Raw genomic sequence first — 21,166 nt, 5'->3', positions numbered from 1 at the left:
GGTTTTGCGCAAAGTGTCAGTGTTTTTGTTTTCCCTAGCAGTACTCTTAGCTGTACAGGTAAGCAGCGCATTCGCAGACTCCAAGTTAGACAAGGCTGTTGCACCTCTCATCGGAATCAACTACGAATACGGCGGAACGACTACGAGCGGATTTGATTGCTCCGGATTTACGGGGTATGTATTCAATGAGCTTGGTATCGATTTGCCTCGTACTTCCAGAGATTTGTTCAGCTGGGAAAAAGCGTCCAAGGTCGCTACAGAGGACCTTCGTGCAGGAGATCTCGTATTCTTCAATACGAGTGGCAGCGGAGTCTCGCATGTCGGAATCTATGTTGGCAACAACAACTTCGCGCATGCAGCATCCAAAGGCGTTACCATCACGTCCTTGGACGAGAGCTATTACGCTAAGCGTTATCTTGGCGCTCGTCGCATCCTGAGCGACGGATCGTACAAGAAATTAGCTACCGAGCCAGAAGCCGTTGAAGTTGCAGCGGCAGTTAAACCGCAATAACGTTTTTCATGCAATATTTAAGAAGACCCGCGGATGCGGGTCTTCTTTGTTTTTGCACAACTATTTAGTTGGATGAAACTATCCCTTGGCCCTCTATTCGGCTATACCACGAACCTGCGATAGGCCGAATCATTCGGAATTTGATTGGCGATCCATCTTAACTTCTCATTGAACAACGCGATGGTCATCCCATTCGTCCAAGTGTCCGGGAGCAGTTCTTTAGGAAGCATCGGATCCCGCAAACCTAATTCCGCTAGGACGTCTCCCAGCTCAAGAAAGCTAAGAAACAGCCGCAAATCGTAATCCGGATCGGACTCCATCACTCCGCCTAAGGAAGGTATAAAGGCGTTATCGAACCAAACCCTCTTCTCCTCGTACAATCTTTCGACCCTGTCTAAATCCCAAATGGCCTGAGCTTGCAAGGAAGTAACCGGATTAAACAGATAACTCCCTTTGGTCAAAGACAAATAAGGGAGCACCTCATGAACTTCGCCAAGGCGAAGCACCTCCTCCGTGTACTGCCACGGAGAAGCATAAACCCCTTTATACAAACCGCCATACCCGAGCTGCACCAGATCCGCACGAAATCCATCCCGTTTCTTGCGTTCCGCCTCGGGGATTTCGAACATAACGAAGTACCAAGTTCCGTCCCATTCCCGTTCGTATTGCCCCGGCTTCCGGTTGATCGAGGCGACATACTCCCGGCCGAGTCCAGTAGCGGCATACATCGAACGCGCGGTTACTTCCGCATAACGGTCCTTCTTCAGCCGCGTCAACGCGTTCCTTACGATCTGCGCGCCGATGCCGCGTCCCTCGTAAATCCGGATAAGCTCCTTGGCGGATAGGCTCTCCGCACGCGAAATTAAATAGAGGATTTGCTTCTCGACGGATAACACAAAAAGAACCCCCTAAGGAAAAAATTGAAAAATAGAGTTGACAGCACCACGAAATAAATATAACTTATTATTCAACGAACGTTTATATTTTTATTATAAACAAAGGGAGATGTGATTTCAAATGCTCATTCGCTATCACGGACATTCTTGTATCCAAATCATGACAGGGGAAAGCTCGATTATTCTCGATCCTTTCTTGACAGGCAATCCCGTCGCCGTCACGCGACCGGAACAAATCCAAGCGCATTACGTCCTGCTGACGCATGGTCATACTGATCATATCACCGACGCCGTTGCCATTGCAAAACAAAATAACGCCCCCATCATCGCGGCGGAAGAGCTTGCCCTTCATATGGGGAAGCAGGGTGTAGACGTCGAGATCATGAACATCGGAGGGGAATGGAACTTCGATTTCGGCAAAGTTTACGTGACTCCCGCTTTGCATAGCTCATCCGTGACGGATACGTCTGGAGAAAGCTTGAGTATGGGAGTTTCGGTGGGCTTTCTGCTTACGATCGAAGACTATACGATCTACTACGCTGGAGATACAGGTTTGTTCGGGGACATGAAATGGCTTGGAGAGCGTCAACCGATCGATCTCGCCTTCTTGCCGATCGGCGACCGGTTCACAATGGGACCGTCGGACGCGATTACCGCCGCGCAATGGCTGCAAGCCAAGTGCGTCGTTCCCATCCACTTCAATACCTTCCCGGCCATTCGGCAAGACGGCCGCGATTTTACGAATAGGCTAGCGGCCCAAGGAATCCAAGGACGGGTTATGGAGCCTGGACAAACGCTAACTATCAAACAAATCTTAGCACAACGCGGATAGGGTGACTCTCATGGTTTTCCTTCACATTATCGAAGAAATAATATTGCCCCTCGTCATTCTCATCGGAGTCGGCGTCGTGCTGCAGAGGTTCTTTCAATTCGAGATGAAAACCTTCTCCCGGCTCATTCTCTACTATTACATCCCGGCACTCACGTTCATCACGGTATATGAAGCCAGTATCTCTTTGCATCTACTGCTCATTATCTTCGGCTTACTGATCGCGCAATTTATTATTCTCTTCTTGCTCGGTAATGGTATCAGCCGGATGCTGAAGCATAATCGCCCAACCGCAGCCAGCTTCTCCAACAGCATTATCTTGACCAATAACGGCAACATCGGCATTCCGGTTAACGGATATGTTTTCCATAGCGATCCCTTCGCGATGTCCGTGCAGATGATGGTCGTGTTGTTCGAGATCGCTCTGACTTTCACGTTCGGCTTATTCAACGCGAGCGCCGCCAGCATCGGAGCGTCCAAAACGTTGCGCCAGTTCGTCAGAATGCCGATCCTGTACGCTCTCGTCGCGGGTATTCTGTTTAATCTCCTTCATATCCCGCTTCCCGATTCGGTTGAGATTCCCTTGCATACCGTGGCCGGAGGGATGCTATCGCTGGCTTTGGTATCCATCGGCGCGCAGATGGCCGGAGCCAAACTGTACAAAAACACGAGCAGAGTGCTTCTTAGCACCTTCATTCGTCTGCTCGTAGCTCCGTTATTCGCGTTCTCCCTTCTTAGTTTATTTCATGTCGATGGGATCGTCGCGCAAGCGCTCTTCATCGCAAGCGCCATACCAACCTCGCGGAATAGTGCGGCACTCGCGTTGGAGTACGGCAATGAACCGGAATTCGCCGCCCAAGCCGTTCTTGTATCGACCCTGTGCAGCAGCGTTACTCTGACGTTAGTTATCTATTTATCCACCTATTTTTTTGCCTAATAGGCACAAAAGGCCAACCCGCGATTACGGGTTGGCCTAATCCTAAGAAGGAGCCGCTTAACGGTCCGATATCTGCTCCTTCAAGCTCTCAGCCTCCTGCGAGGTGACTTCGTGAGGACTATACTTGGCTTTCTCGTATAGTTTAAGCAATACCCTCCGAATTTGCAGGAAACGACTCCAATAATCGACGTTCTTCTCCTTCTTAGAGGATGTCGGCAGAGCCTCCCGCCAGGTTTCTAACCCCTCCAGCGTTTCGGATGGCGTATCGCTGGGTCGGAACGTATAGCCCTGCTCGATCCCGGTCATTATCGCCTCTTCGTAAAGGCGGCGAACCTTCTCCGGATTGCTGAGCTGATCCCAATTCACTTTTCGGCCATGTCTACGGAAGAGGGAATCGAAGAAGCTTTGCCCCTCTTTCTTTTCCTTCCGCAGGCTTCGGTGTTCTTCCACGTAGGGAAGCTCTTCCGCCTTCTTCTCTCTTAGGAACCATGCCCGGATCAGCCGAATAATCTCGCGCCAGGTCCTTCTTTCCTTCCACCCGAGCCGCACAAACCAGAACACTCCGTATGCCCCTGCTGCTATGAGCGCCCAGAATACATAATCCCACAGGACGGACGGCTTTCCTTGTTTCTTGGCCAGCTCGTTCATCCAATCCGGCATATCCATGGATTCGGGAGGTGGGATAGGCTGCTCGATTTGCCCGGTCGGTCTCTCCCATTTCACTTGCTTCGGCGTTAGCCAACGCTCTCCGTAGCTGGCGGTAAGAGCGATGACGACTACGCCTATAGCTAAGAAAATCAATAAGTAATTCCGGCTGGCCTTCTTGACCGGACTCGTAAGGATACCATTATGGAGCCCCGCGTTCTCGACCAACCCTCTATTAAGCACGTAGAAAAATTGGACTACCCACACGACAGCCAATACGATGAATGCGATTCGATAATCGGCCCAAGCTCCCACTTTCGAACCCACGATAAGACCGGCGCAGCAGACGCAGAACGCAAGGCCGTAATGCCAATGCCCCAACGTAACGAATCGCCCTCTCCAGAGCACGATACCCAGCCAAAGGAAAACAGGAAGAAGATTCGTATACTGCCCGATCCCAAGTCCGATTAGAGCAATGATTATTGAAATCATAGCTAATCTTCGCCACAGCGGGGGGAATCGATTGACCAATAATCCCAAGGCAATAAAAAGTAGAATGATCCCCACCGTAATGACCCTGTCCCGAACTTCCATCTTGGTCGTAAATATCAACACCAAGGGGAGCCAGATCATCAACTCTACGAATATGCGCCATACCATTTTTCCAATCCCGGAGGATCTAGGCGTTAAACTCCCCTTCATCTAGGCACCCCCTTATCCACCAGCAGGAGTTGCACCGTACTGCCTTGGCTACGAAGCCGGCGAATCAATTGTTCCTGCTTCGGATCGATGAATGCCGAGATAAGCATATAGTTAAGTCCGCGTGTCCGTTCCTCTACCAATTGGCTCTAGCAAATACGTCAGCCCAAGCGTCGTAACGGGTTGAAAGCCGGCCATCGCTTCCAACAGCCTATCCATATGCGAGGCCCCGGATTTCACCGGGACGCGGAATATCATCCCCGAATGTCCTTCGACGGTCCCGTTATACAAGAATCCGATCTTACCGCCGCCGGAAATGATGTACTGCGCGGCAGAAGCCGCGTAACTGACCGCATCCTCGTAGATTTCTTGGGTAGTACGTAAGTTGTGTATAGAATCGTGCAATTCCGCGTTTAAGATGATCGTAAGATCATTATCCTGCATGCTCTCCCTCTTATGTACGAGAAGTTCACCGGACTTGGCCGTCGCGTTCCAATTTACCATTCGGAAGGAATCACCCTGTCTATAAGGTCGGATTCCCGCAACGTAATAGTGATCCTCCATAACCGGGCTGATCATGCTTCTTACGCTTTGCAAATATTTTCTGGCATCCAGAGGAAAGTCGCTTAATTCTTTCACCTTAGGTAAGACGACAATCTCGCAGTCCGCGCTCTGTCGGATCGACTTTCCGGTCACGCCGATCACGTCTCCAAGCGATAACGTGTAAGAGGCAATCCGATACTTTCCCCGTTGCGGACAGACGATCTCATGCTTTCGAACGATTTCCGTATAGGACGGGACGCTGAACAAGCTGGCATGGTTCTGCAGTTGATCCCCGCGATTGATCGACATATCCGCCTCACGGTGCTTGAACACGAGCTGGGCGGGTAACTGAGACTCCACGCGCAGCCACGGCAGCGGTAGCCTTTTGCGATTGGAGAGGGTTTCTTGCATCCACACCGTTTCGCCTGCGTAAACACGGGACGAGCTAAAGATGCGATCATAAGAAATCGATTTAAGCCCGATTGCGAGATACAAGAACTTTTGCAGGAGATAGAGCACGGCCATCACTAGAACGACCCAGACAAGAACCGCCATGGTTACCTCGACTCCAACGCGGCTTCGGTCGGAACGGGAATGCCGGCGACCAAGCGTTCGAGGAGTTGATCTGCGCGATTCGTCTCGCCCCGATAAGTGTCCTTGAGTATAATCCGATGCGCGAACACCGGCTTAATTAACGATTTGACGTCATCGGGCAGCACGAAATCCCGTCCTTGCAGCAACGCGCGGGCTTGGGCCGCCTTCAACAGCTGCAAGCTCCCTCTTGGACTGACTCCGAACGAGATTTCCGGATGATTGCGCGTAGCCGATACGATCGCTATTAAATAACGGTACACCTCGTCGCTAACGAATACTTGCGGCACAAGGCTTTGCAGTTCAATGATTTCTTGCTGGCTGATGGCAGGTTGGAGCGAATCTAACGGATTAAGGGCCGTAAACCGCCGCAATATCGCCTGCTCCTCCTCTTCCGTCGGATAGCCCATCGATACGCACATCATGAAACGGTCCAATTGGGCTTCCGGAAGAGGAAAAGTACCGTGATTATCGATCGGATTCTGAGTTGCGATGACCATGAAGGGAGATTCGAGCGGATACGTGACTCCGTCAATCGTCACCTGGCGCTCCTCCATGCACTCCAGCAGGCTAGATTGGGTACGCGGCGTCGCCCGGTTCAGTTCATCCGCGAGCAGCAAATTCGTAAATACGGGACCTTGCCGCATTTCAAACCGGCTAGCCTGTTGGTTATAGAAGTTGATGCCCGTCACATCGGAAGGAAGCAAATCGGCGGTAAATTGAATCCGTCGCATCTGGCAATCCAGCGAACGGGCCAACGTCTTGGCAAGCAGCGTCTTCCCCGTGCCCGGCACGTCCTCCAGAATGATATGCCCTGAGGAAAGCAACGCGATGAGAAGGTGCTCCAGCACCTGATCTTTCCCGATGACCACCGAGTTTACGTTATTAGTAACAGCCGAAAGATTCTGCTGCAGCTTCTGTTTATCCACGACAAAAAACACCCCTCTCCATTTTCTACATTTTAACAATGGAGGAGGAGGGTGTGAATTGTAAGATCTCATATTTTATTCGGACCTAAATCCAATGAACCTATTGCCGGTAGTCGACTTCGCCCCTTAAGCCATCGCTTGAACTCTTTCCTCACGATATTCCGCGGGGGAGCTTTCGCCAGTTACAGGGGTAGGGGTCGTCGGCTCAGAATGTTCTCCAGCCAACCCATAAGGCAGACATAGAGGGGCACCGGTGCGCGGATCCGGGATAATGTCGGCGTCGATGTTGAACACGTCTCGCAGCATCTGGGAAGTCATAACGACCTCCGGGTGTCCTTCATACAGAACCGTACCGGCTTTCAAAGCAACGAGATGTTGCGCATATCTGGCCGCATGGTTCAAATCGTGCACGACCATGATAATCGTGCGCTTCTGTTCCTTATTAAGCTTCTCCAGCAAAGTCATGACTTCCATTTGGTGAGCCATGTCTAGGAACGTCGTCGGCTCGTCGAGCAATAACACTTCCGTTCCTTGCGCCAATGCCATCGCAATCCATGCCCGTTGGCGTTGTCCTCCGGACAAGTGGTCGACGGACCTAGTGCCGAACTCCGTCATTCCCGTCGCTTGCAAAGCCCAATCGATCATCCGGTTATCTTCCCCGGACAGATTACCGAATCCCTTCTGATGAGGGTATCTCCCGAACGAGACGAGCTCGCGAACCGTCAACCCTTCCGGCGATGACGGATTTTGCGGCAAAATGGCCAGATGCTTAGCCACTTCTTTCGTCGGTTGGCGATGAATCAGCTTGCCGTCTAAATAAACGCCCCCTTGAGTAGGGGCAAGAATCCTAGCCATGGACTTCAGGATCGTCGATTTGCCTGACCCGTTCGCGCCTACAAGCGCCGTAATCAGACCGTCCGGCACGCTTAAATTCAGCTCCTGCACAATCTGCCGGCTGCCGTATGCGAGGGATAACTGATTTGTGTTTAACCGTGACATGATCGCATTCATCCTCCGTTGAAAACCGTTCTCAAGTAACTCCCATGTCTTGAATGATAATGGTTCTCATTATCGTTGTCAATGGCACGCGCAAAAAAAGAAGCCAACCGGATTGTCCCCGGTTAACCTCCGTTTATGTGATCCTAACTATATAAATCCGACAAGCACCGTCCTCGAAGTTAGTAATCAATCGCCGAACAAGTCTCCGAAAACATCCATCATGCTCTTCTTTTTCTTATATTTCGGATAGGAAGAATGGCCCTGATGACCGTGCTGAGGATAATGCTGCTGTTGTTGTGGTTGATATTGCTGTTGCGGCGGTTGGTATTGTTGTTGTGGAGATTGAGAGCCTCTTGGAGCTCCTTGATGGTTAGCGGAATCCCCATAGTACCATTCATTATAATCTTGGCGAACTTCCCTAACGTCTTCCATCAGCTTGTCCAATTCACCCCGATCGAGCCACACCCCCTTGCAAGATGGGCAGACATCGATCAGAATACCGTTTTTCTCTACTTCTCTCATACGTGACCCTTCGCATACCGGACAGTTCATTCAACGTTCCTCCCTTATTCAATAGTTTACCCTAACTACTACGGAGGAATCGCGGCGTGGTTTCTTGGATTTCAAAGCCTTAACCCCGCTTGGCCTTGTTGCATTCTAAACAATAAGTTCGCCCATAACCCCGGGCAATCTTCACGATGTTCCGAATCATGGACGAGTCGTTCAGCTTGGTGAAGGGACAAGGATCCGGCTTCGTATTCACTTCGAGAATCCAAGCCCGATCCTTGGTATCCACGGCAATATCTAATCCGAGTTCGCGCATTCTAGGGTAAGCTAGCGTGAATCTTCTAGCCGTTGAGTAAGCTAGGCGATTAAAAGTTTTAAGTGCCTTGGCAGCTTGCTTCCTGCCCGCTATCCTCCGAAGCAAAGATTTAGCGCCGAAAATGCTGCCTCCCTGGCTTCCGTTCGTTACCGCCTTGCGAGGATGAGCCACCCGTGCCGCCGTCCCCGTTACTAACCAACCTTGTAACCGCGCTTTCTGGATCATGACCCGAAAATCGAGCGGCCTTCCCCGATGCCTCAGAACATGGATACCTCTCTGAACCAAATACGGCGTTCCGCGTATCTGCGACCGAAGCCAACGGAACATTTTCTGGAACGTGGAAAAGGAGCTGATCTTAAGCCCCGACTGTACTTTCCACTTCCCCTTCGACCGTTCCACACGCATCACGCCGATCCCCAACGATCCCGATACCGGCTTCACGTAGACCATTCCATATCGCGTTAACATCCGATTCAGCGTGTTTTGCGTAAGACGCAACGTTGTAGGAATATGGGCAGCCAGAGATGAAGAGCCTTCCAGCATCTTAGTTTTGATCCATTTACTCGATACCGCGGTTTGCTTGTTCATCCGTTCCGCCATCCCTTCCCATTTCCCGTGCAGAAATTGCTTCATAGATTACTGTATGGAATTACTTCCGAGAAGGAAGGGCTGTCGTCTAGGGGCAAAAGAAGAACGTGCTCTCCATCCCAACATATAAATGAATAACAATGGCTGCCGAAACGGAGGATCGATTATGGATAGACACCGCCTATCGCGGAAGACCGAGCGGATTCTCGACATTTTCCCTTGGTACGGCCAGCTTCTCAACGGCGTGGATAGCACCACGGTCCAATCGCTAAGCGAGCTCCCCCTCCTGACGTCCGAGCTGCTGGAGAGACACTATTACAATGAACAGCCCTTCGATCCCCGGATAAACGCCACCTGCTACCGAACCTCGGGAACGAGCTCGCTTCGGCGTAAAGCGATCTACTATTCCGACGAAGACGAGCAAAACTATATTCGCCTTAAATCCGCGCTATTCGAGCGAATTCTTAAGCCCACTCAACCAGCAATCGCATTATCCGATATGGGCACAGGCCATGCGGCCGGCACCGCGCTGGAAATTTTCGAGAGGATCGGGGTTCAAGCCCAATCGATTGCCTTTCAGCAGCCGATCGAACAGCATCACGAACGGTTAAGAACATTACGTCCCTCCATTCTCTACACGATGCCCTCCATTCTGGACCGTCTATTATCGGCTTGCGAGGATGATCCGGCTTCATGGGGCGTCCGAAAAGTGGTGCTTGTCGGCGAAATCGCTTCCCCCGCATGGCAGAACAGAATCGCTGAGCGACTGGGCGTACAGCCAGCTAATATAACCGATACCTACGGCTCGATCGAGATTGGTACGATTGCTTACTATTCTCATGAACACGGAAGATATTTGTTCGTCGAAGGAATCGAAGCCGAAGGCGTTCCCGTGCAGGCTCTATTCAGCGAAGATGAGCCTTTGCCCGAAAACGAATCCGTGCTCGTCCTTACTTCGCTGACCCGTGATCTTTTCCCCTCGCTGCGTTACGTAACATACGATATCGTGAGGGATTTGCGTCCGATCGTCGTCGACGGACATAGGAGAATGAGCTTCCAAGCGCTTGTCCGGCGGATCGGACCGGAGCTTAAGCATGGCGAGAAAATAAGCGTCTACGATATCGAAGACGTCGTCTATCGTCATCTAAGCGATGCCGCCGTGCGAATCCATGTCCACGCCAACAAGCTTACCGTGAGGGTCGACAGCGGGAACAAAGCTCCGGCTATTTACGGAGCCATCGAGCGCGAGCTGCTTGATCGGATTCCGGAGATCGGCGTCATGATTCGAGGCGGGATACTGGAAACCCTCCGAGTCGTTCCTTCGGACGTTACTTATGACAGCACCGTGCCAAAGCACAAAAAAATATATTACGACTAAGAGGAGCTGCACGCCTGATGGACTTTGACATCGATCGGCTTGACGGTTTGTGCCAGACGATAGGTCGCACTCCGCTCGTTCCTCTGCGGCGGCTGTTCCCGGATTCGCCTTTCAGCGTATTCGGGAAGCTGGAGCTCATGAATCCCGGAGGCAGCGCTAAAGATCGTCCAGCATTGTTCATCTTGCGCGAAGCTATCCGCACCGGAGACATTCGCCACGACACGACGATTATCGAGTCGAGCTCCGGCAATATGGCCGTTAGCCTAGCACAGCTCTGCCTGATCTTAGGCTTACGCTTCATCTGCGTGGTCGACCCTAGAACGACCGATTCGCATCTCAAGCTAATCCGTTGCTTGCACGGAGAGATCGAGAGGGTGGAACACCCCGATCCCGTTAGCGGCGATTATCTTCTTGCCCGCATTCGACGCGTCAAGCAATTGCAGCAGCAAATCGGCAATTGCTACTGGACGAACCAATACGGGAATCCGAACAACTATTTATCGCACTATCATACGACCATGCCGGAAATTTTGGAATCGCTGCCTCGAGTCGATTATTTGTTTTGCGGAGTCAGCTCCTGCGGGACGATACGGGGGTGCGCGGAAAGGCTGAAGGATAGTCGCTTGGATACGCAAATCGTTGCGGTAGATGCTCTTGGGAGCGTGATTTTCGGTGGGACAAAGGGAGCGCGTCAGTTCCCGGGGTTAGGCGCGGCCCTATCCCCTCCTATTAGCCGGAAGGAACTTATCGATCGGGTGGTCTACGTATCGGAACGCGAATGTATCGAAGGCTGCCGGGAACTTGTCCGGACGGAGTCGATCGTTGCCGGCGCTTCATCGGGAGGAATTATTGCAGCCATTAAGGCCATGCAGGCCGACATTCCGGCAGGTGCCGTATGCGTCGCCATTCTTCCCGACCGGGGAGACCGGTACTTGGATACCGTATACGACGAGGAGTGGGTGCGTCAGCATGTTAGCGGCGCTTAATAGAGGGTGTAGGTTGGAATGAGATACTTAAACAATGATCATATTCGCGACATCGGCATCGATTGGCCGCGTCTAGCCGACCTGATCGAATCGACCTTGCTTCTGCTGGATACTCCCGAAGTCGTCCAGCCGCTCAAGCCGTACTTGCGGTTCAGGCATCCGGGCAACCGAATCATTGCCATGCCTTCGTTCGTTGGAGGAAGTACGGATATTAGCGGTATCAAGTGGATCGCTAGCTTCCCCGGCAACGTGGCACAGGGGAAACCCCGGGCGCACAGCACGATCATTCTTAACGATCCCGCGGATGGCGTTCCCGTTGCGATTCTCAATAGCGGCCTGCTCAGCGAGCTTCGGACGGCGGCGGTCAGCGCTGTCATGCTGCGTCCATTTTTTGCGCTGAGGCGCTTGAGTCGATACAGAGTCGGCATGATCGGTTGGGGACCGATCGGGCGTAGACAGTTGGAGATGGTCCTCGCTATGTTCGGCGACAAAGTTGACAGCATTAGACTGCATGATGTGAGGGGCATCGATCCCGCAACCCTCGATCCGCAATGGCGGGTCATGAGTGTTGTCGCCTCAGATTGGCAGGAAGTCTACAGGCATAGCGATATCGTCTTCACCTGCACCTCGTCCACCGAGCGTTATATCGATGAACCCCCGCTACCCGGCAGCCTGCTCATGAACATTTCCTTGCGCGAATACACGCCGCAAAACGTACGCTCCGTTAAAGCCATCGTCGTCGACAATTGGCAAGAAGTATGTCGGGAAAATACCGATATCGAACAGCTTCATACGCAAGCCGGGCTAACCGAGCGAGATACCGTGTCCTTGCGGAACGTTGTTTATGAGCGGGCGTTGGAGGTTGCGGCCCCATCCGAGCCGATTTTCTTCAATCCGATGGGGATGGCCGCCTTCGATATGACCCTCGCCGCTTATTATTGGCGGGAAGCGGAGAGGCTTGGCATCGGCGTTCTGTTAGATGGTTAAGCGGAATCTCTTGCTCGACTCTTGCACCTCTCTTGCACCTCTCTTGCACGCTTACTCTAACCGCTCGTCCCCTAGGATCATCCTTGTCTCCCACTACCTCTCCCACCACTTCTACCACTACCTCTCCCCTGCCGATTTCTGGTTACGCCATAAGTTTGTTACACTTAGAAGGTGAAACCATAACCGAGAGGGGATAGTATGATGATCGTTGCTATCAATACGATAAAAATCAAATCAGGCCACGTAGGAGAAATCGTCGAAAGGTTCAAAAATCCGAAAGGAGTGCAGCATGCGCCCGGTTTTGTCCGCATGGAATTGTTGACCGAGGCTGGCGAAGAGCACGATGAGCTCAAAGTGTGCACTACTTGGGCGAGCCGGGAAGCTTTCGATGGCTGGGTGAACAGCGATGCCTTTAAGCAAGCGCATGCCCATTCTCGCCCTAAGCCTCCCGAGGGAGCTCCGGCAGGAGATCAGCCGAGCCATGGCGAGCAACCCGCGAAGCCCGGATCGGGCATTATGCTTGGCGCTAAGCTTAGCGTGCACGAGGTGGCTTTTACCTTTCCCGAGGCTTGATCGCCCTCAATAAAAACAGGAGATATCCCGTAATGTCTATGGGATATCTCCTGTTTGCGTTTCCCGCTATTTAAGCTCGCGTGGCGAGCTTATTTCGTTCCCTTGGCCGACTTCCGCCTGTTTAAGCTCGCGTGGCGAGCTTATTACGTTCCCGCGGCTGTCCTACGCCTATTTAAGCTCGCGTGGCGGGCTTATTTCGTTCCCGAGGCCGTCTTACGGCTATTTAAGCTCGCGTTGCGAGCTTATTTCGTTCCCTTGGCCGTCTTCCGCCTATTTAAGCTCGCGTGGCGGGCTTATTGGTTAGAATTTACCGCTCTTGTTCGCCACGATCAGCTCGGCCAGCTCGTTGAGCTCCGTCCAGCGCTCAAGCAAACCGTCCAACTTCGCACCCAGCCGTTGCTGCTCCTCCGCTAACTGCTGCAACCGCATCGAGTCGCTGCTCGACTCTTCCATCTGCCTGGCGACAGTCGCAATCTCCTCTTCAGTCTCCTCGATCCAACCGTCGATTTGCTCGAAATCCTTCTGATCCTTATAAGACATCTTAACGATCGGACGATCTTTGCTCTCGGTTTTAACCGGAGCCGCCGCGGTCTTGGCAGGGGCAGCTTCCGCCTGCTTCAACGCCTCTTGCCGCTCCGCGAAAGCTTGATACTCCGAGTAGTTGCCCACATGGTGCGTAACGACGCCGTCGCCTTCAAAAGCGAGAATCCGTTCCGCCGTCCGGTCGAGGAAATAGCGGTCATGCGATACCGTAATGACGACGCCCGGAAAATCATCCAAATAATCTTCCAGCACCGTCAAAGTGGCGATGTCCAAGTCATTGGTCGGCTCATCCAATAGAAGCACATTGGGCGCATTAAGCAGTACGCGAAGCAGTTGCAGCCGGCGCTTCTCTCCTCCGGACAGCTTGGAGATGACGGTCCACTGCATGGAAGGCGAGAACAGAAACCGTTCCAGCATCTGACCCGCGGATATCGTGGAGCCATCCGACGTCTTAACCTGGTCTGCCCCTTCGCGGATATATTCCATGACCCGAAGCGATTCGTCCATCTCTTCGTGCTCTTGGCTAAACCATCCTAGTTTCACCGTCGGTCCGAGCTCCACGCTGCCCTCATCGGGCTCAAGCTTGCCCGCAATCAGCTTCAGCAGCGTAGATTTCCCGCTCCCGTTGCGTCCGACGATACCAACTCTATCTTCAGGAACGGCGATATAGCTTAAATCGTTGATCAACGCGCGATCGCCGAACCGTTTAACCAGATGTTCAATCTCGATAATTTTCTTGCCCAGCCTCGAAGAAGCAATGGACACATCCATCTTGCCCGCGGATGCCTTGGGTCCTTGTTCCTTCAACGCCTCGAAGCGGTCGATCCGCGCTTTCTGCTTCGTGGAACGCGCTTGCGCGCCCCGGCGAATCCAAGCCAGTTCGTTGCGCAGCAAATTTTGGCGCTTCGCCTCCGATGCCGCTTCCCGCTCTTCCCTCTCGAGCTTCAGCTCGAGAAACCGGCTATAGTTCGCTTCGTAGAAGTAAGCCCTGCCCTGATCCAGCTCGATCACGCGATTGCTTACCCGATCCAAGAAATAGCGATCATGCGTAATCATAAGGAGCGCGCCTCTGCGCTTCTGAAGCATGCCTTCAAGCCATGCGACGGAGTCGTTGTCGATATGGTTCGTAGGCTCGTCGAGGATAAGCACATCTGACGGTTGTAGCAGCGCCGCGGCCATGGCTACCCTTTTGCGTTGTCCGCCGGAGAACGTCGATACCTTGTCGTTATAATTCAGAATGCCTAGTTTCGTCAGCGCGGTTTTCGCTTCGCTCTCCAGTTGCCAAGCACCTAGCTCGTCCATTCGCGCATTGGCGGCAACCAACCGCTCCTGCAGCCGGACGTCCTCCGGATTCAGAGCCAATGCCTCCATGATCTCGGCATAGTCGCGAACGGCTTCCAATTGCGGAGAATTCCCGCCGAGCACATGCTCAAGAGCCGTCTCCTCAGGAGCGAACGACGGATCCTGCGCGAGCATGCGAAGAACGACCGACCGGCCGATCGATACTTTACCCGAATCGGCGGGCTCCAATCCCGCGATGACCTTAAGGAACGTCGATTTGCCCGTCCCGTTAACGCCGATGATGCCGACTTTATCCCCCGTTTCAATGCCGAAGGTAACGTCCTCGAACAAAATTTTATCGCTATAGCTTTTCGATATATTTTCAACGGATAGTAAATGCATGGAACATCAACCTACTTTGCCTAAGGAATGCAATAACACTCCGTATCATATCATAAATAGCCCGACGATTACTTCGATCTGAACGCGCGAATGATATAAACAACCAACGTGCCCATCAAGACGACCAACAAAATCGGAATCGACCACATCCACATTCCTTCGCTTTTGCCGAGAGCCGCTTGAACGGATGTCCATTCGATATAACAAAATAGAACCTGAATTTCGAGGTTCATCCAAATCACCATTTTCCTAGCAAGCGAATATTGCTTAACCGCGTTCTCCTCCGTGATCGTAACCGGATAGTTATACAGATGAGGAAATCGGGAGAGTACCGATAACCCAGCGCTCAAAATAATCGCGATCGCCGGTAGGATCGCCAACTCCCACTTGCTGCCCCAACGGTCGATTTCCCCTTTGCCATTGTAGTGGGCTGGAACCGTAGCCGGAAGATCGGTCCATTGCGCCACCAAATAGACAATGCCCCACAAGAATACAATTAGCGTTAAAACTTGCAGAACTCTTTCTTGCCCTGTTAGGGGAATATCGTGTTTAATCCGCGTATGTTTTGGTTTAAGTTGTACCATGAAGACTTACCACCCTCTTATGAAATACTCACAGACTCATTCTAACTATATCGGTTTTCCCGTCAAATGGGCAATCCATGAGTGAATTTCTGTAAAAAGAGGGAAACTAACCAAGCCGCGATAAACGGATTATTTACTTTCTTCGCGGCACAAAGATAAAATGGAGGAATTCGTCATGATCTTCAACCACATCCTAGTCCCTTACGATGGCTCCAAAGCTTCCGGCAAAGCATTAGATAAAGCGATCCAAATCGTCGGGAGAGAGCCTTCCACGCTGCTAACCGTAGCGCATGTCATTAACTTGCAACCGGTTATCGTCGCGGACATGACCTTCGCTCAGCCTGACGGCTATCAGGAACAGGTGAAGGAACAAGGAGACGCAATTATCGACAAGGTGAGGGCAATCACCGGAGATCTCCCGCACGCGGACGTAGTCATTCTCGCCGGTTCGCCGGCCCAAGCCATTATCGACTATGCCGAGAATAGCGACTGCGACTTGATCATTATGGGCAACAGAGGTTTGAGCTCGTTCAAGGAATTCATGGTCGGAAGCGTTAGCCACAATGTCATCCTTCATGCGCACATACCGGTTATGATTATGAAATAAACGATAGAGAGCCTGACCCGGCGGGTCAGGCTTTTCAATGGAAACGGATATAGATGATTGGTAAACTATAGAAAGAGAGTATTAACAAGAATCGGGTGATCCCATGAGAAACGAAAATGAAGTCATCGGGCAATTGTTAACGTTTGCCGAGCAGGATCCTCGAATTAAAGTCGTTCTCCTGAACGGCTCCCGCGTGAATCCGAACGTCAAGCAGGATGCCCTATGCGACTACGACGTCATCTACGGAGTGACGGATATCGCTCCTTACTCGGAAGACCAGCAATGGATTGCAAGCTTCGGCGAGTTGATGATCATGCAGCATAACCAGATCGAGGAAAACGGCGAGGTGTGGGATATTTTCTTGATGCTGTTCAACGACGGGATCAGAATCGACCTCTCGTTCCGCAAGGTAGAGCATATCGTGGAGCCCACGGACAGCTTGACGAAGGTGCTTCTGGATAAGGATAACCAGATGGGCACCGTCGAGTCTCCAAGCGACCGATCTTACGTCACAAGCAAGCCTAGCCGACAGCAAGTTGAGGGCGCGATTAATGAAATTTGGTGGTGTTCGACGAACGTCGCCAAGGGACTATGGAGAAAAGAGTTGCCCTATGCTAAATACATGCTCGATGAAGTCGTGAGAGACGCGCTCGTTACGCTGTTGACTTGGTATGTGGGGATGAATAACGACTGGTCGGTCAACACGGGAAAAGCGGGAAGGTGGCTTGAACGTTATTTGCCGGACAACCTATGGACGGACTTCGTTCGAACGTATTCGGACAGCGATCCGGAGCGAATATGGGATGCGCTTATCGCGACAGGGGAGCTCACCAGAACGGTCGGAGTCGCCGTCGCTGAACAGCTCGGTTACGAATATCCGCACGAGGAAGACCGCGGGGTGTCCCAATACATAAAGCGATTGCGCATGGAGTGCGAAGGGTAGAAACATTCGTCGTCTAGAATGCGGGGGAGCACCGACCTGTGACTGAAATTAAATGGATAAGTACAGTTATTCTTCAAGGGTACTAGCTGCAATAATAAAATTAATGGAAAAATACAGTTATTTTTCTTGATTCATGCCTGAACAAAGCCTATCTCCGCGAAATAACTGTACTTTTCCCGTTATTTCTAAGATTCCGATGATTTCGCCTCTAAATACCTGTATATATCCATCTATTTCGTTAGAAAACGAGCAAGGAGGTAAAGTCCCGTTCCGCTAAAAGGACTGTTGGACGCGACTCCTTTGAGGTAGCCTTTTAGCGCACTCCCGGCGCGCGATTGTGGCGGCGTAGGCGCCGTTCGTCACAGGACGCCGCATGATGGCGATCGCATACTATCTTCGTGTTATTTACTCATATTGCTCCGATATTCGCTAGGCGTAATGCCCTCTTTCCCCTTGAACGCCCGAATGAACGTATTCCGGTTGTTGAAGCCTACGGCTTCCCAGATGTCGCCGATTTTGCGATCCGACTGCGCGAGCAACTCCTTCGCTTTGCGGATTCTGAGATCCAGCAAGTATTCCTGAAATCCGATTCCCAGCTCTCTCTTCAGCAACCGGGACATGTACTGCGAAGAGGTATTATACTTCTGGGCTAATAGCTCCAGATGAATATCCTCGTGGAAGTGCTGATCAATATACGCCTTGAAGGAGCCGACGTCGAATTTGTCGTTCGTCTCGCCGCAGACGTTCGCGACATTCTCGAAATAGGAAAAAATAGATTCCGTGATCTCGTCGACCGAAGGAGAATCGTTGGACAGGATGAAGCCCGTGTACGACTTGCCGACCTCCTCGTCTAGCTCTTTATCCCGCTGCTTCAGAACCTGCAGGCCGATCATATAGAATCGCATGTACAATTCGCGAAGCAGCGGAGCCGTCATTCCGGCGGAAAGATTATGATCGATGATCTGTTTCAACAGGATGTGCAATTCCTCTTTCTTACCGGACAACAGAAGGTTGAACAACCGGTTCTCGTCTTCTTTGCTTAATAGGTATCGCGTCACGTCCTGGTCATGATCGGCTTCCGTGAACGTATAGACCCGTTTGCCATCGAACGGCGAAATACGCCAAAGCGCCTTCATCGCTTCAATATAAGATTGCCGCATGCCCTTATAGCCTTTACGCACGCATCCGATTCCCGCATGAACCCTCAGGAAGTCCTCGTCCTTGCGGAATAACTCCACGATATCCTCGCAATACCGCTCATACAAAGCTTGATCCGCCCCCTCGGGAACGTTGGCCAGCAGACAGAACAAATGCGAATCCATCTCCAACAAATAACAAGGGTAGTCCAATGGCAGCAAAGACTTCAGCAATTTCATCAGCATTCGCGAAGAATCGTTCTGGAACGATTCGTTGAACGAATCATAGAACGGCTTCCGGAAGTTGAATTGAAACAACGCGATCATGAAGTGGTCATTCTCGAACGAGAAGCTACTATTCTTCTGGTATGCCTCCACGCTTACGTCGTCATATAAGTAATTGTACTTCAGCATCTTCACCAAAAATTGCTCGTTAGCGAGCGGAAGCGCATAGGAAAGCTGCTGATTAAGCGACTGCACGTTAGTCATAATGCGCCCGATCTCGTCATTCAAATACTCGAATTCGTTCATGGCGCGTTTGCCCTTCGCTTGAGGTCCGTTCAGGCGATCGACGAGCGACTTGATGGGCGCATACAGGTTTTTGCTGAAGGCAACGGACAGAATCAAACTGAGCAGCAGCGTGAATATCGCCGAAACCCACCTTAACTTCTCCATGTTGCTCAAGCTGCTGCGAATATCGTTCTCCGGTACGGCGGCGATCATAACGACATCGTTATAGAAGAAATTCGTATTGAGGGTGACGACCCTCATTTTTTGTTTTTTATAGACTGCCGGCGACTTGCCGGCGGATTGTTCTAGAATGCCCCCCATGAACGTCTGCAGCTCCGGATTGCTGACAAAATCCGGCTCCGACGAAGCGAGCACTGTCCCATTCTTGTCGGCAATGAACAGCACGCTGCCCGGCGTAAGCTTGTAATCCTGAAGCAATCGGACGATGTTCTTGGCGTTCAGGTTAATAACGTACAGGTTGTTGGACCAATATTCGGCGATCTTCGATTGAACGATCGGAATAATCACCTTGCCTTCATTCCGCTCCGACCCGCTAATCTGCGACGGCGGCAAGATAGAGAACAGCTTGTAACCCGAGCTGTGCGATTTCCAGAAGTCCGCGGGATACTCCTCGAAGCGATACACCTTGTCATAGAAATAAGAGGCCGAGTATGTGCCTTCATTGCTGATGATCAGGTCGTCCTTGCGTTTGTAAATATAAGCGCTGTCGATCGAGGAATCGATGTATTGAATTCGGGCCAAGGAGCGAACAGTTTGGCTGATGTCGGCATACTTGGAGGTGCCCTTGTTATCTCCTTCCCCGGAGAAAACGCTAAGAACGCTCGGATCGAGCGATAGCAGAAAATTGGATTGATAGATTCCTTCGAACAGATGGTTGAGAGAGGAAGCCACATTAGCAAGCGAGCTATCGTAATTTCGCTCGATCCGGTTCTGCACGTATTGCAAATATACGTTATAGGTCACGAAATTAATGATTTGAATGAGTACGGAAATCGACACGAACAAAATAATGAACCGGAAGAAAATGCTCCGGAAGCTCACTCTCCATCTTTTACCCCATCGCCCCATCCGCATTTCCCCCCTTCAATTATAGAGCCTAGAAACAAAGGGTATTATGTACGCCTCGCGCCGTCAATAACCTCATCCCCCTTGTAAGCAGATAGGTATAAAAGTGTTACATTGTCCGTTTATGTGACTTCGGGGAAGTAGAATCGTGTGACATGAAGCCGATTTTGGCCGTAGGAAGCCGCTTTCGGATGTGTTTGGATAAGGGAAGACAAAAAACGAAGGAGGTTGGTTATGCGGGTGAGTCCCTACTTCAAACGCTACAATCACTACTATCTCATGCTCGTGTTGCCGATTGCTTATTTCCTTATTTTTAGATACGGACCGATCCTAGGCAACGTGCTCGCCTTTAGAAAATACGTACCCGGCGGCTCGATGTACGGGGAAGAATGGGTAGGGCTGCGGTATTTCAAAATGTTCTGGAACGACCCGACGTTCTGGGCGGCTTTCCAGAATTCGATCTTACTCAGCGTCTTAAACTTGGCGATTACGTTCACGCTTCCGATACTGTTCGCCCTGTTGCTGAACGAAATCCTCAACAAGAAGATCAAGACGATCATCCAGACGATCTCTTATTTCCCTAACTTCGTCGCGGTTGTCGTCGTCGTGGGAATACTGAAGGAAATTCTTTCTCCGACGAGCGGCATCGTGAATTCCTTCCTTGGGCAGCTCGGAATCGATCCGATCTTCTTCGTGAATGAACCGGGCTGGTTCCGCACGATCTACATTTCGTCCGACATCTGGCAGTTCATGGGCTGGAACGCCATCATCTACACGGCGGCTCTCGCATCGGTAGACACTCAGTTGTACGAAGCTGCGGAGATGGACGGCGCGGGAAGATGGCGTCAGACGTTAAGCGTGACGATTCCGCAAATTCTGCCGACGATATCGGTCGTGCTTATCATCTCGCTCGGCTCCATGCTCGCGCTGGGCTTCGAGAAAGTATTGCTGCTCTATACGCCTAGCAACTCTACGACAAGCGACATTATCGATACGTTCGTATTCCGCATGGGCTTGCAGAACAACAATTACAGCTATGCGACGGCCGTCGGCCTATTCGGCGGGTTGATCGGGCTAATGCTCGTATCGGCGGGCAACTACATTTCTAGGAAAATATCCGGTTTCTCATTGTACTAGCCTAAAAGTAAGAGTTCAAAAAG

The 21,166-nt window shown here is 51.5% G+C and carries 20 protein-coding genes; 10 read left to right on the top strand and 10 right to left on the bottom strand.

Annotated features, from left to right (window positions below; genetic code table 11):
* The first annotated feature begins 4 nt into the window (after positions 1-4).
* Entirely contained in the window at positions 5-511 is a 507-nt protein-coding gene (locus tag L3D05_RS20360; RefSeq protein ID WP_239618165.1) for a C40 family peptidase, read from the top strand.
* A 101-nt stretch (positions 512-612) separates the two neighbouring features.
* Here L3D05_RS20360 and L3D05_RS20355 read toward each other — a convergent pair whose 3' ends face one another.
* The gene (locus tag L3D05_RS20355; protein ID WP_239618164.1) at positions 613-1,407 is read right to left on the bottom strand and encodes a PaaX family transcriptional regulator C-terminal domain-containing protein; all 795 of its coding nucleotides are present in this window, start codon (positions 1,405-1,407) and stop codon (positions 613-615) included.
* A 121-nt stretch (positions 1,408-1,528) separates the two neighbouring features.
* Between L3D05_RS20355 and L3D05_RS20350 the strand changes: the two genes are divergently transcribed.
* On the top strand, positions 1,529-2,239 hold the full coding sequence (locus L3D05_RS20350) for a metal-dependent hydrolase (protein ID WP_239618163.1): 711 nt from the start codon (positions 1,529-1,531) through the stop codon (positions 2,237-2,239).
* A 10-nt stretch (positions 2,240-2,249) separates the two neighbouring features.
* Positions 2,250-3,173, top strand: coding sequence for an AEC family transporter (locus L3D05_RS20345; protein ID WP_239618162.1), 924 nt, complete (start codon positions 2,250-2,252; stop codon positions 3,171-3,173).
* A gap of 57 nt (positions 3,174-3,230) precedes the next feature.
* Here L3D05_RS20345 and L3D05_RS20340 read toward each other — a convergent pair whose 3' ends face one another.
* The 6 genes from L3D05_RS20340 to L3D05_RS20315 all read right to left on the bottom strand — a co-directional run bounded on the left by L3D05_RS20340 (position 3,231) and on the right by L3D05_RS20315 (position 8,990).
* Entirely contained in the window at positions 3,231-4,520 is a 1,290-nt protein-coding gene (locus L3D05_RS20340) for a hypothetical protein (RefSeq protein WP_239618161.1), read from the bottom strand.
* 111 nt (positions 4,521-4,631) lie between these two features.
* A complete protein-coding gene (locus L3D05_RS20335) occupies positions 4,632-5,615 on the bottom strand; it encodes a DUF58 domain-containing protein (protein ID WP_239618160.1) in 984 nt (327 codons plus the stop codon).
* A gap of 2 nt (positions 5,616-5,617) precedes the next feature.
* The gene (locus L3D05_RS20330; RefSeq protein WP_239618159.1) at positions 5,618-6,580 is read right to left on the bottom strand and encodes an AAA family ATPase; all 963 of its coding nucleotides are present in this window, start codon (positions 6,578-6,580) and stop codon (positions 5,618-5,620) included.
* Between the two features lie 126 nt (positions 6,581-6,706).
* Positions 6,707-7,579 carry an ABC transporter ATP-binding protein gene (locus tag L3D05_RS20325; protein WP_239618158.1) on the bottom strand — a complete coding sequence of 291 codons (873 nt, stop codon included), beginning with the start codon at positions 7,577-7,579 and terminating at the stop codon, positions 6,707-6,709.
* Positions 7,580-7,765: 186 nt separating this feature from the next.
* Complete coding sequence (locus L3D05_RS20320; protein ID WP_239618157.1) at positions 7,766-8,131, bottom strand: TFIIB-type zinc ribbon-containing protein; 366 nt, start codon at positions 8,129-8,131, stop codon at positions 7,766-7,768.
* Positions 8,132-8,210: 79 nt separating this feature from the next.
* A complete protein-coding gene (locus tag L3D05_RS20315) occupies positions 8,211-8,990 on the bottom strand; it encodes a YheC/YheD family protein (protein WP_239618156.1) in 780 nt (259 codons plus the stop codon).
* Between the two features lie 166 nt (positions 8,991-9,156).
* Here L3D05_RS20315 and L3D05_RS20310 point away from each other — a divergent pair, with 166 nt between their 5' ends.
* The 4 genes from L3D05_RS20310 (at position 9,157) to L3D05_RS20295 (ending at position 12,914) form a co-directional block, all read left to right on the top strand.
* Positions 9,157-10,368: a phenylacetate--CoA ligase family protein gene (locus L3D05_RS20310; protein ID WP_239618155.1), complete on the top strand. Its 1,212-nt coding sequence runs from the start codon at positions 9,157-9,159 to the stop codon at positions 10,366-10,368.
* Between the two features lie 17 nt (positions 10,369-10,385).
* A complete protein-coding gene (gene sbnA, locus L3D05_RS20305) occupies positions 10,386-11,354 on the top strand; it encodes a 2,3-diaminopropionate biosynthesis protein SbnA (RefSeq protein WP_239618154.1) in 969 nt (322 codons plus the stop codon).
* Between the two features lie 18 nt (positions 11,355-11,372).
* Positions 11,373-12,341, top strand: a complete 969-nt coding sequence (locus tag L3D05_RS20300) for a 2,3-diaminopropionate biosynthesis protein SbnB (RefSeq protein WP_239618153.1) — start codon at positions 11,373-11,375, stop codon at positions 12,339-12,341.
* 198 nt (positions 12,342-12,539) lie between these two features.
* Positions 12,540-12,914: an antibiotic biosynthesis monooxygenase gene (locus L3D05_RS20295; protein WP_239618152.1), complete on the top strand. Its 375-nt coding sequence runs from the start codon at positions 12,540-12,542 to the stop codon at positions 12,912-12,914.
* 300 nt (positions 12,915-13,214) lie between these two features.
* Here L3D05_RS20295 and L3D05_RS20290 read toward each other — a convergent pair whose 3' ends face one another.
* A complete protein-coding gene (locus tag L3D05_RS20290) occupies positions 13,215-15,140 on the bottom strand; it encodes an ABC-F family ATP-binding cassette domain-containing protein (protein ID WP_239618151.1) in 1,926 nt (641 codons plus the stop codon).
* A gap of 68 nt (positions 15,141-15,208) precedes the next feature.
* Complete coding sequence (locus tag L3D05_RS20285) at positions 15,209-15,724, bottom strand: DUF1648 domain-containing protein (protein WP_239618150.1); 516 nt, start codon at positions 15,722-15,724, stop codon at positions 15,209-15,211.
* Positions 15,725-15,899: 175 nt separating this feature from the next.
* On the opposite strand from L3D05_RS20285, the gene L3D05_RS20280 reads away from it, so the two are divergent.
* Complete coding sequence (locus tag L3D05_RS20280) at positions 15,900-16,331, top strand: universal stress protein (protein ID WP_239618149.1); 432 nt, start codon at positions 15,900-15,902, stop codon at positions 16,329-16,331.
* Positions 16,332-16,434: 103 nt separating this feature from the next.
* The gene (locus L3D05_RS20275; RefSeq protein ID WP_239618148.1) at positions 16,435-17,274 is read left to right on the top strand and encodes an aminoglycoside 6-adenylyltransferase; all 840 of its coding nucleotides are present in this window, start codon (positions 16,435-16,437) and stop codon (positions 17,272-17,274) included.
* Between the two features lie 401 nt (positions 17,275-17,675).
* Here L3D05_RS20275 and L3D05_RS20270 read toward each other — a convergent pair whose 3' ends face one another.
* Entirely contained in the window at positions 17,676-20,009 is a 2,334-nt protein-coding gene (locus L3D05_RS20270; protein WP_239618147.1) for a helix-turn-helix domain-containing protein, read from the bottom strand.
* A 231-nt stretch (positions 20,010-20,240) separates the two neighbouring features.
* Between L3D05_RS20270 and L3D05_RS20265 the strand changes: the two genes are divergently transcribed.
* Positions 20,241-21,143 carry an ABC transporter permease gene (locus tag L3D05_RS20265; RefSeq protein WP_239618146.1) on the top strand — a complete coding sequence of 301 codons (903 nt, stop codon included), beginning with the start codon at positions 20,241-20,243 and terminating at the stop codon, positions 21,141-21,143.
* Positions 21,144-21,166: the final 23 nt, after the last annotated feature.

The organism is Cohnella mopanensis (assembly GCF_022352055.1).
In the GTDB taxonomy this organism is placed as follows: Bacteria; Bacillota; Bacilli; order Paenibacillales; family Paenibacillaceae; genus Cohnella; species Cohnella mopanensis.
The sequence above is the reverse complement of the archived record's forward strand: the minus strand, read 5'-3'. Positions and strand labels throughout refer to the sequence as shown.

Excerpts from the sequence above, each read along its gene's own strand:
- L3D05_RS20350 (WP_239618163.1), top strand. The coding sequence starts at position 1,529 with ATGCTCATTCGCTATCACGGACATTCTTGTATCCAAATCATGACAGGG.
- L3D05_RS20345 (WP_239618162.1), top strand. The coding sequence starts at position 2,250 with ATGGTTTTCCTTCACATTATCGAAGAAATAATATTGCCCCTCGTCATT.
- L3D05_RS20340 (WP_239618161.1), bottom strand. The coding sequence starts at position 4,520 with ATGAAGGGGAGTTTAACGCCTAGATCCTCCGGGATTGGAAAAATGGTA.
- L3D05_RS20335 (WP_239618160.1), bottom strand. The coding sequence starts at position 5,615 with ATGGCGGTTCTTGTCTGGGTCGTTCTAGTGATGGCCGTGCTCTATCTC.
- L3D05_RS20325 (WP_239618158.1), bottom strand. The coding sequence starts at position 7,579 with ATGTCACGGTTAAACACAAATCAGTTATCCCTCGCATACGGCAGCCGG.
- L3D05_RS20320 (WP_239618157.1), bottom strand. The coding sequence starts at position 8,131 with ATGAACTGTCCGGTATGCGAAGGGTCACGTATGAGAGAAGTAGAGAAA.
- L3D05_RS20315 (WP_239618156.1), bottom strand. The coding sequence starts at position 8,990 with ATGAACAAGCAAACCGCGGTATCGAGTAAATGGATCAAAACTAAGATG.
- L3D05_RS20310 (WP_239618155.1), top strand. The coding sequence starts at position 9,157 with ATGGATAGACACCGCCTATCGCGGAAGACCGAGCGGATTCTCGACATT.
- sbnA (WP_239618154.1), top strand. The coding sequence starts at position 10,386 with ATGGACTTTGACATCGATCGGCTTGACGGTTTGTGCCAGACGATAGGT.
- L3D05_RS20300 (WP_239618153.1), top strand. The coding sequence starts at position 11,373 with ATGAGATACTTAAACAATGATCATATTCGCGACATCGGCATCGATTGG.
- L3D05_RS20295 (WP_239618152.1), top strand. The coding sequence starts at position 12,540 with ATGATGATCGTTGCTATCAATACGATAAAAATCAAATCAGGCCACGTA.
- L3D05_RS20290 (WP_239618151.1), bottom strand. The coding sequence starts at position 15,140 with ATGCATTTACTATCCGTTGAAAATATATCGAAAAGCTATAGCGATAAA.
- L3D05_RS20285 (WP_239618150.1), bottom strand. The coding sequence starts at position 15,724 with ATGGTACAACTTAAACCAAAACATACGCGGATTAAACACGATATTCCC.
- L3D05_RS20280 (WP_239618149.1), top strand. The coding sequence starts at position 15,900 with ATGATCTTCAACCACATCCTAGTCCCTTACGATGGCTCCAAAGCTTCC.
- L3D05_RS20275 (WP_239618148.1), top strand. The coding sequence starts at position 16,435 with ATGAGAAACGAAAATGAAGTCATCGGGCAATTGTTAACGTTTGCCGAG.
- L3D05_RS20270 (WP_239618147.1), bottom strand. The coding sequence starts at position 20,009 with ATGGGGCGATGGGGTAAAAGATGGAGAGTGAGCTTCCGGAGCATTTTC.
- L3D05_RS20265 (WP_239618146.1), top strand. The coding sequence starts at position 20,241 with ATGCGGGTGAGTCCCTACTTCAAACGCTACAATCACTACTATCTCATG.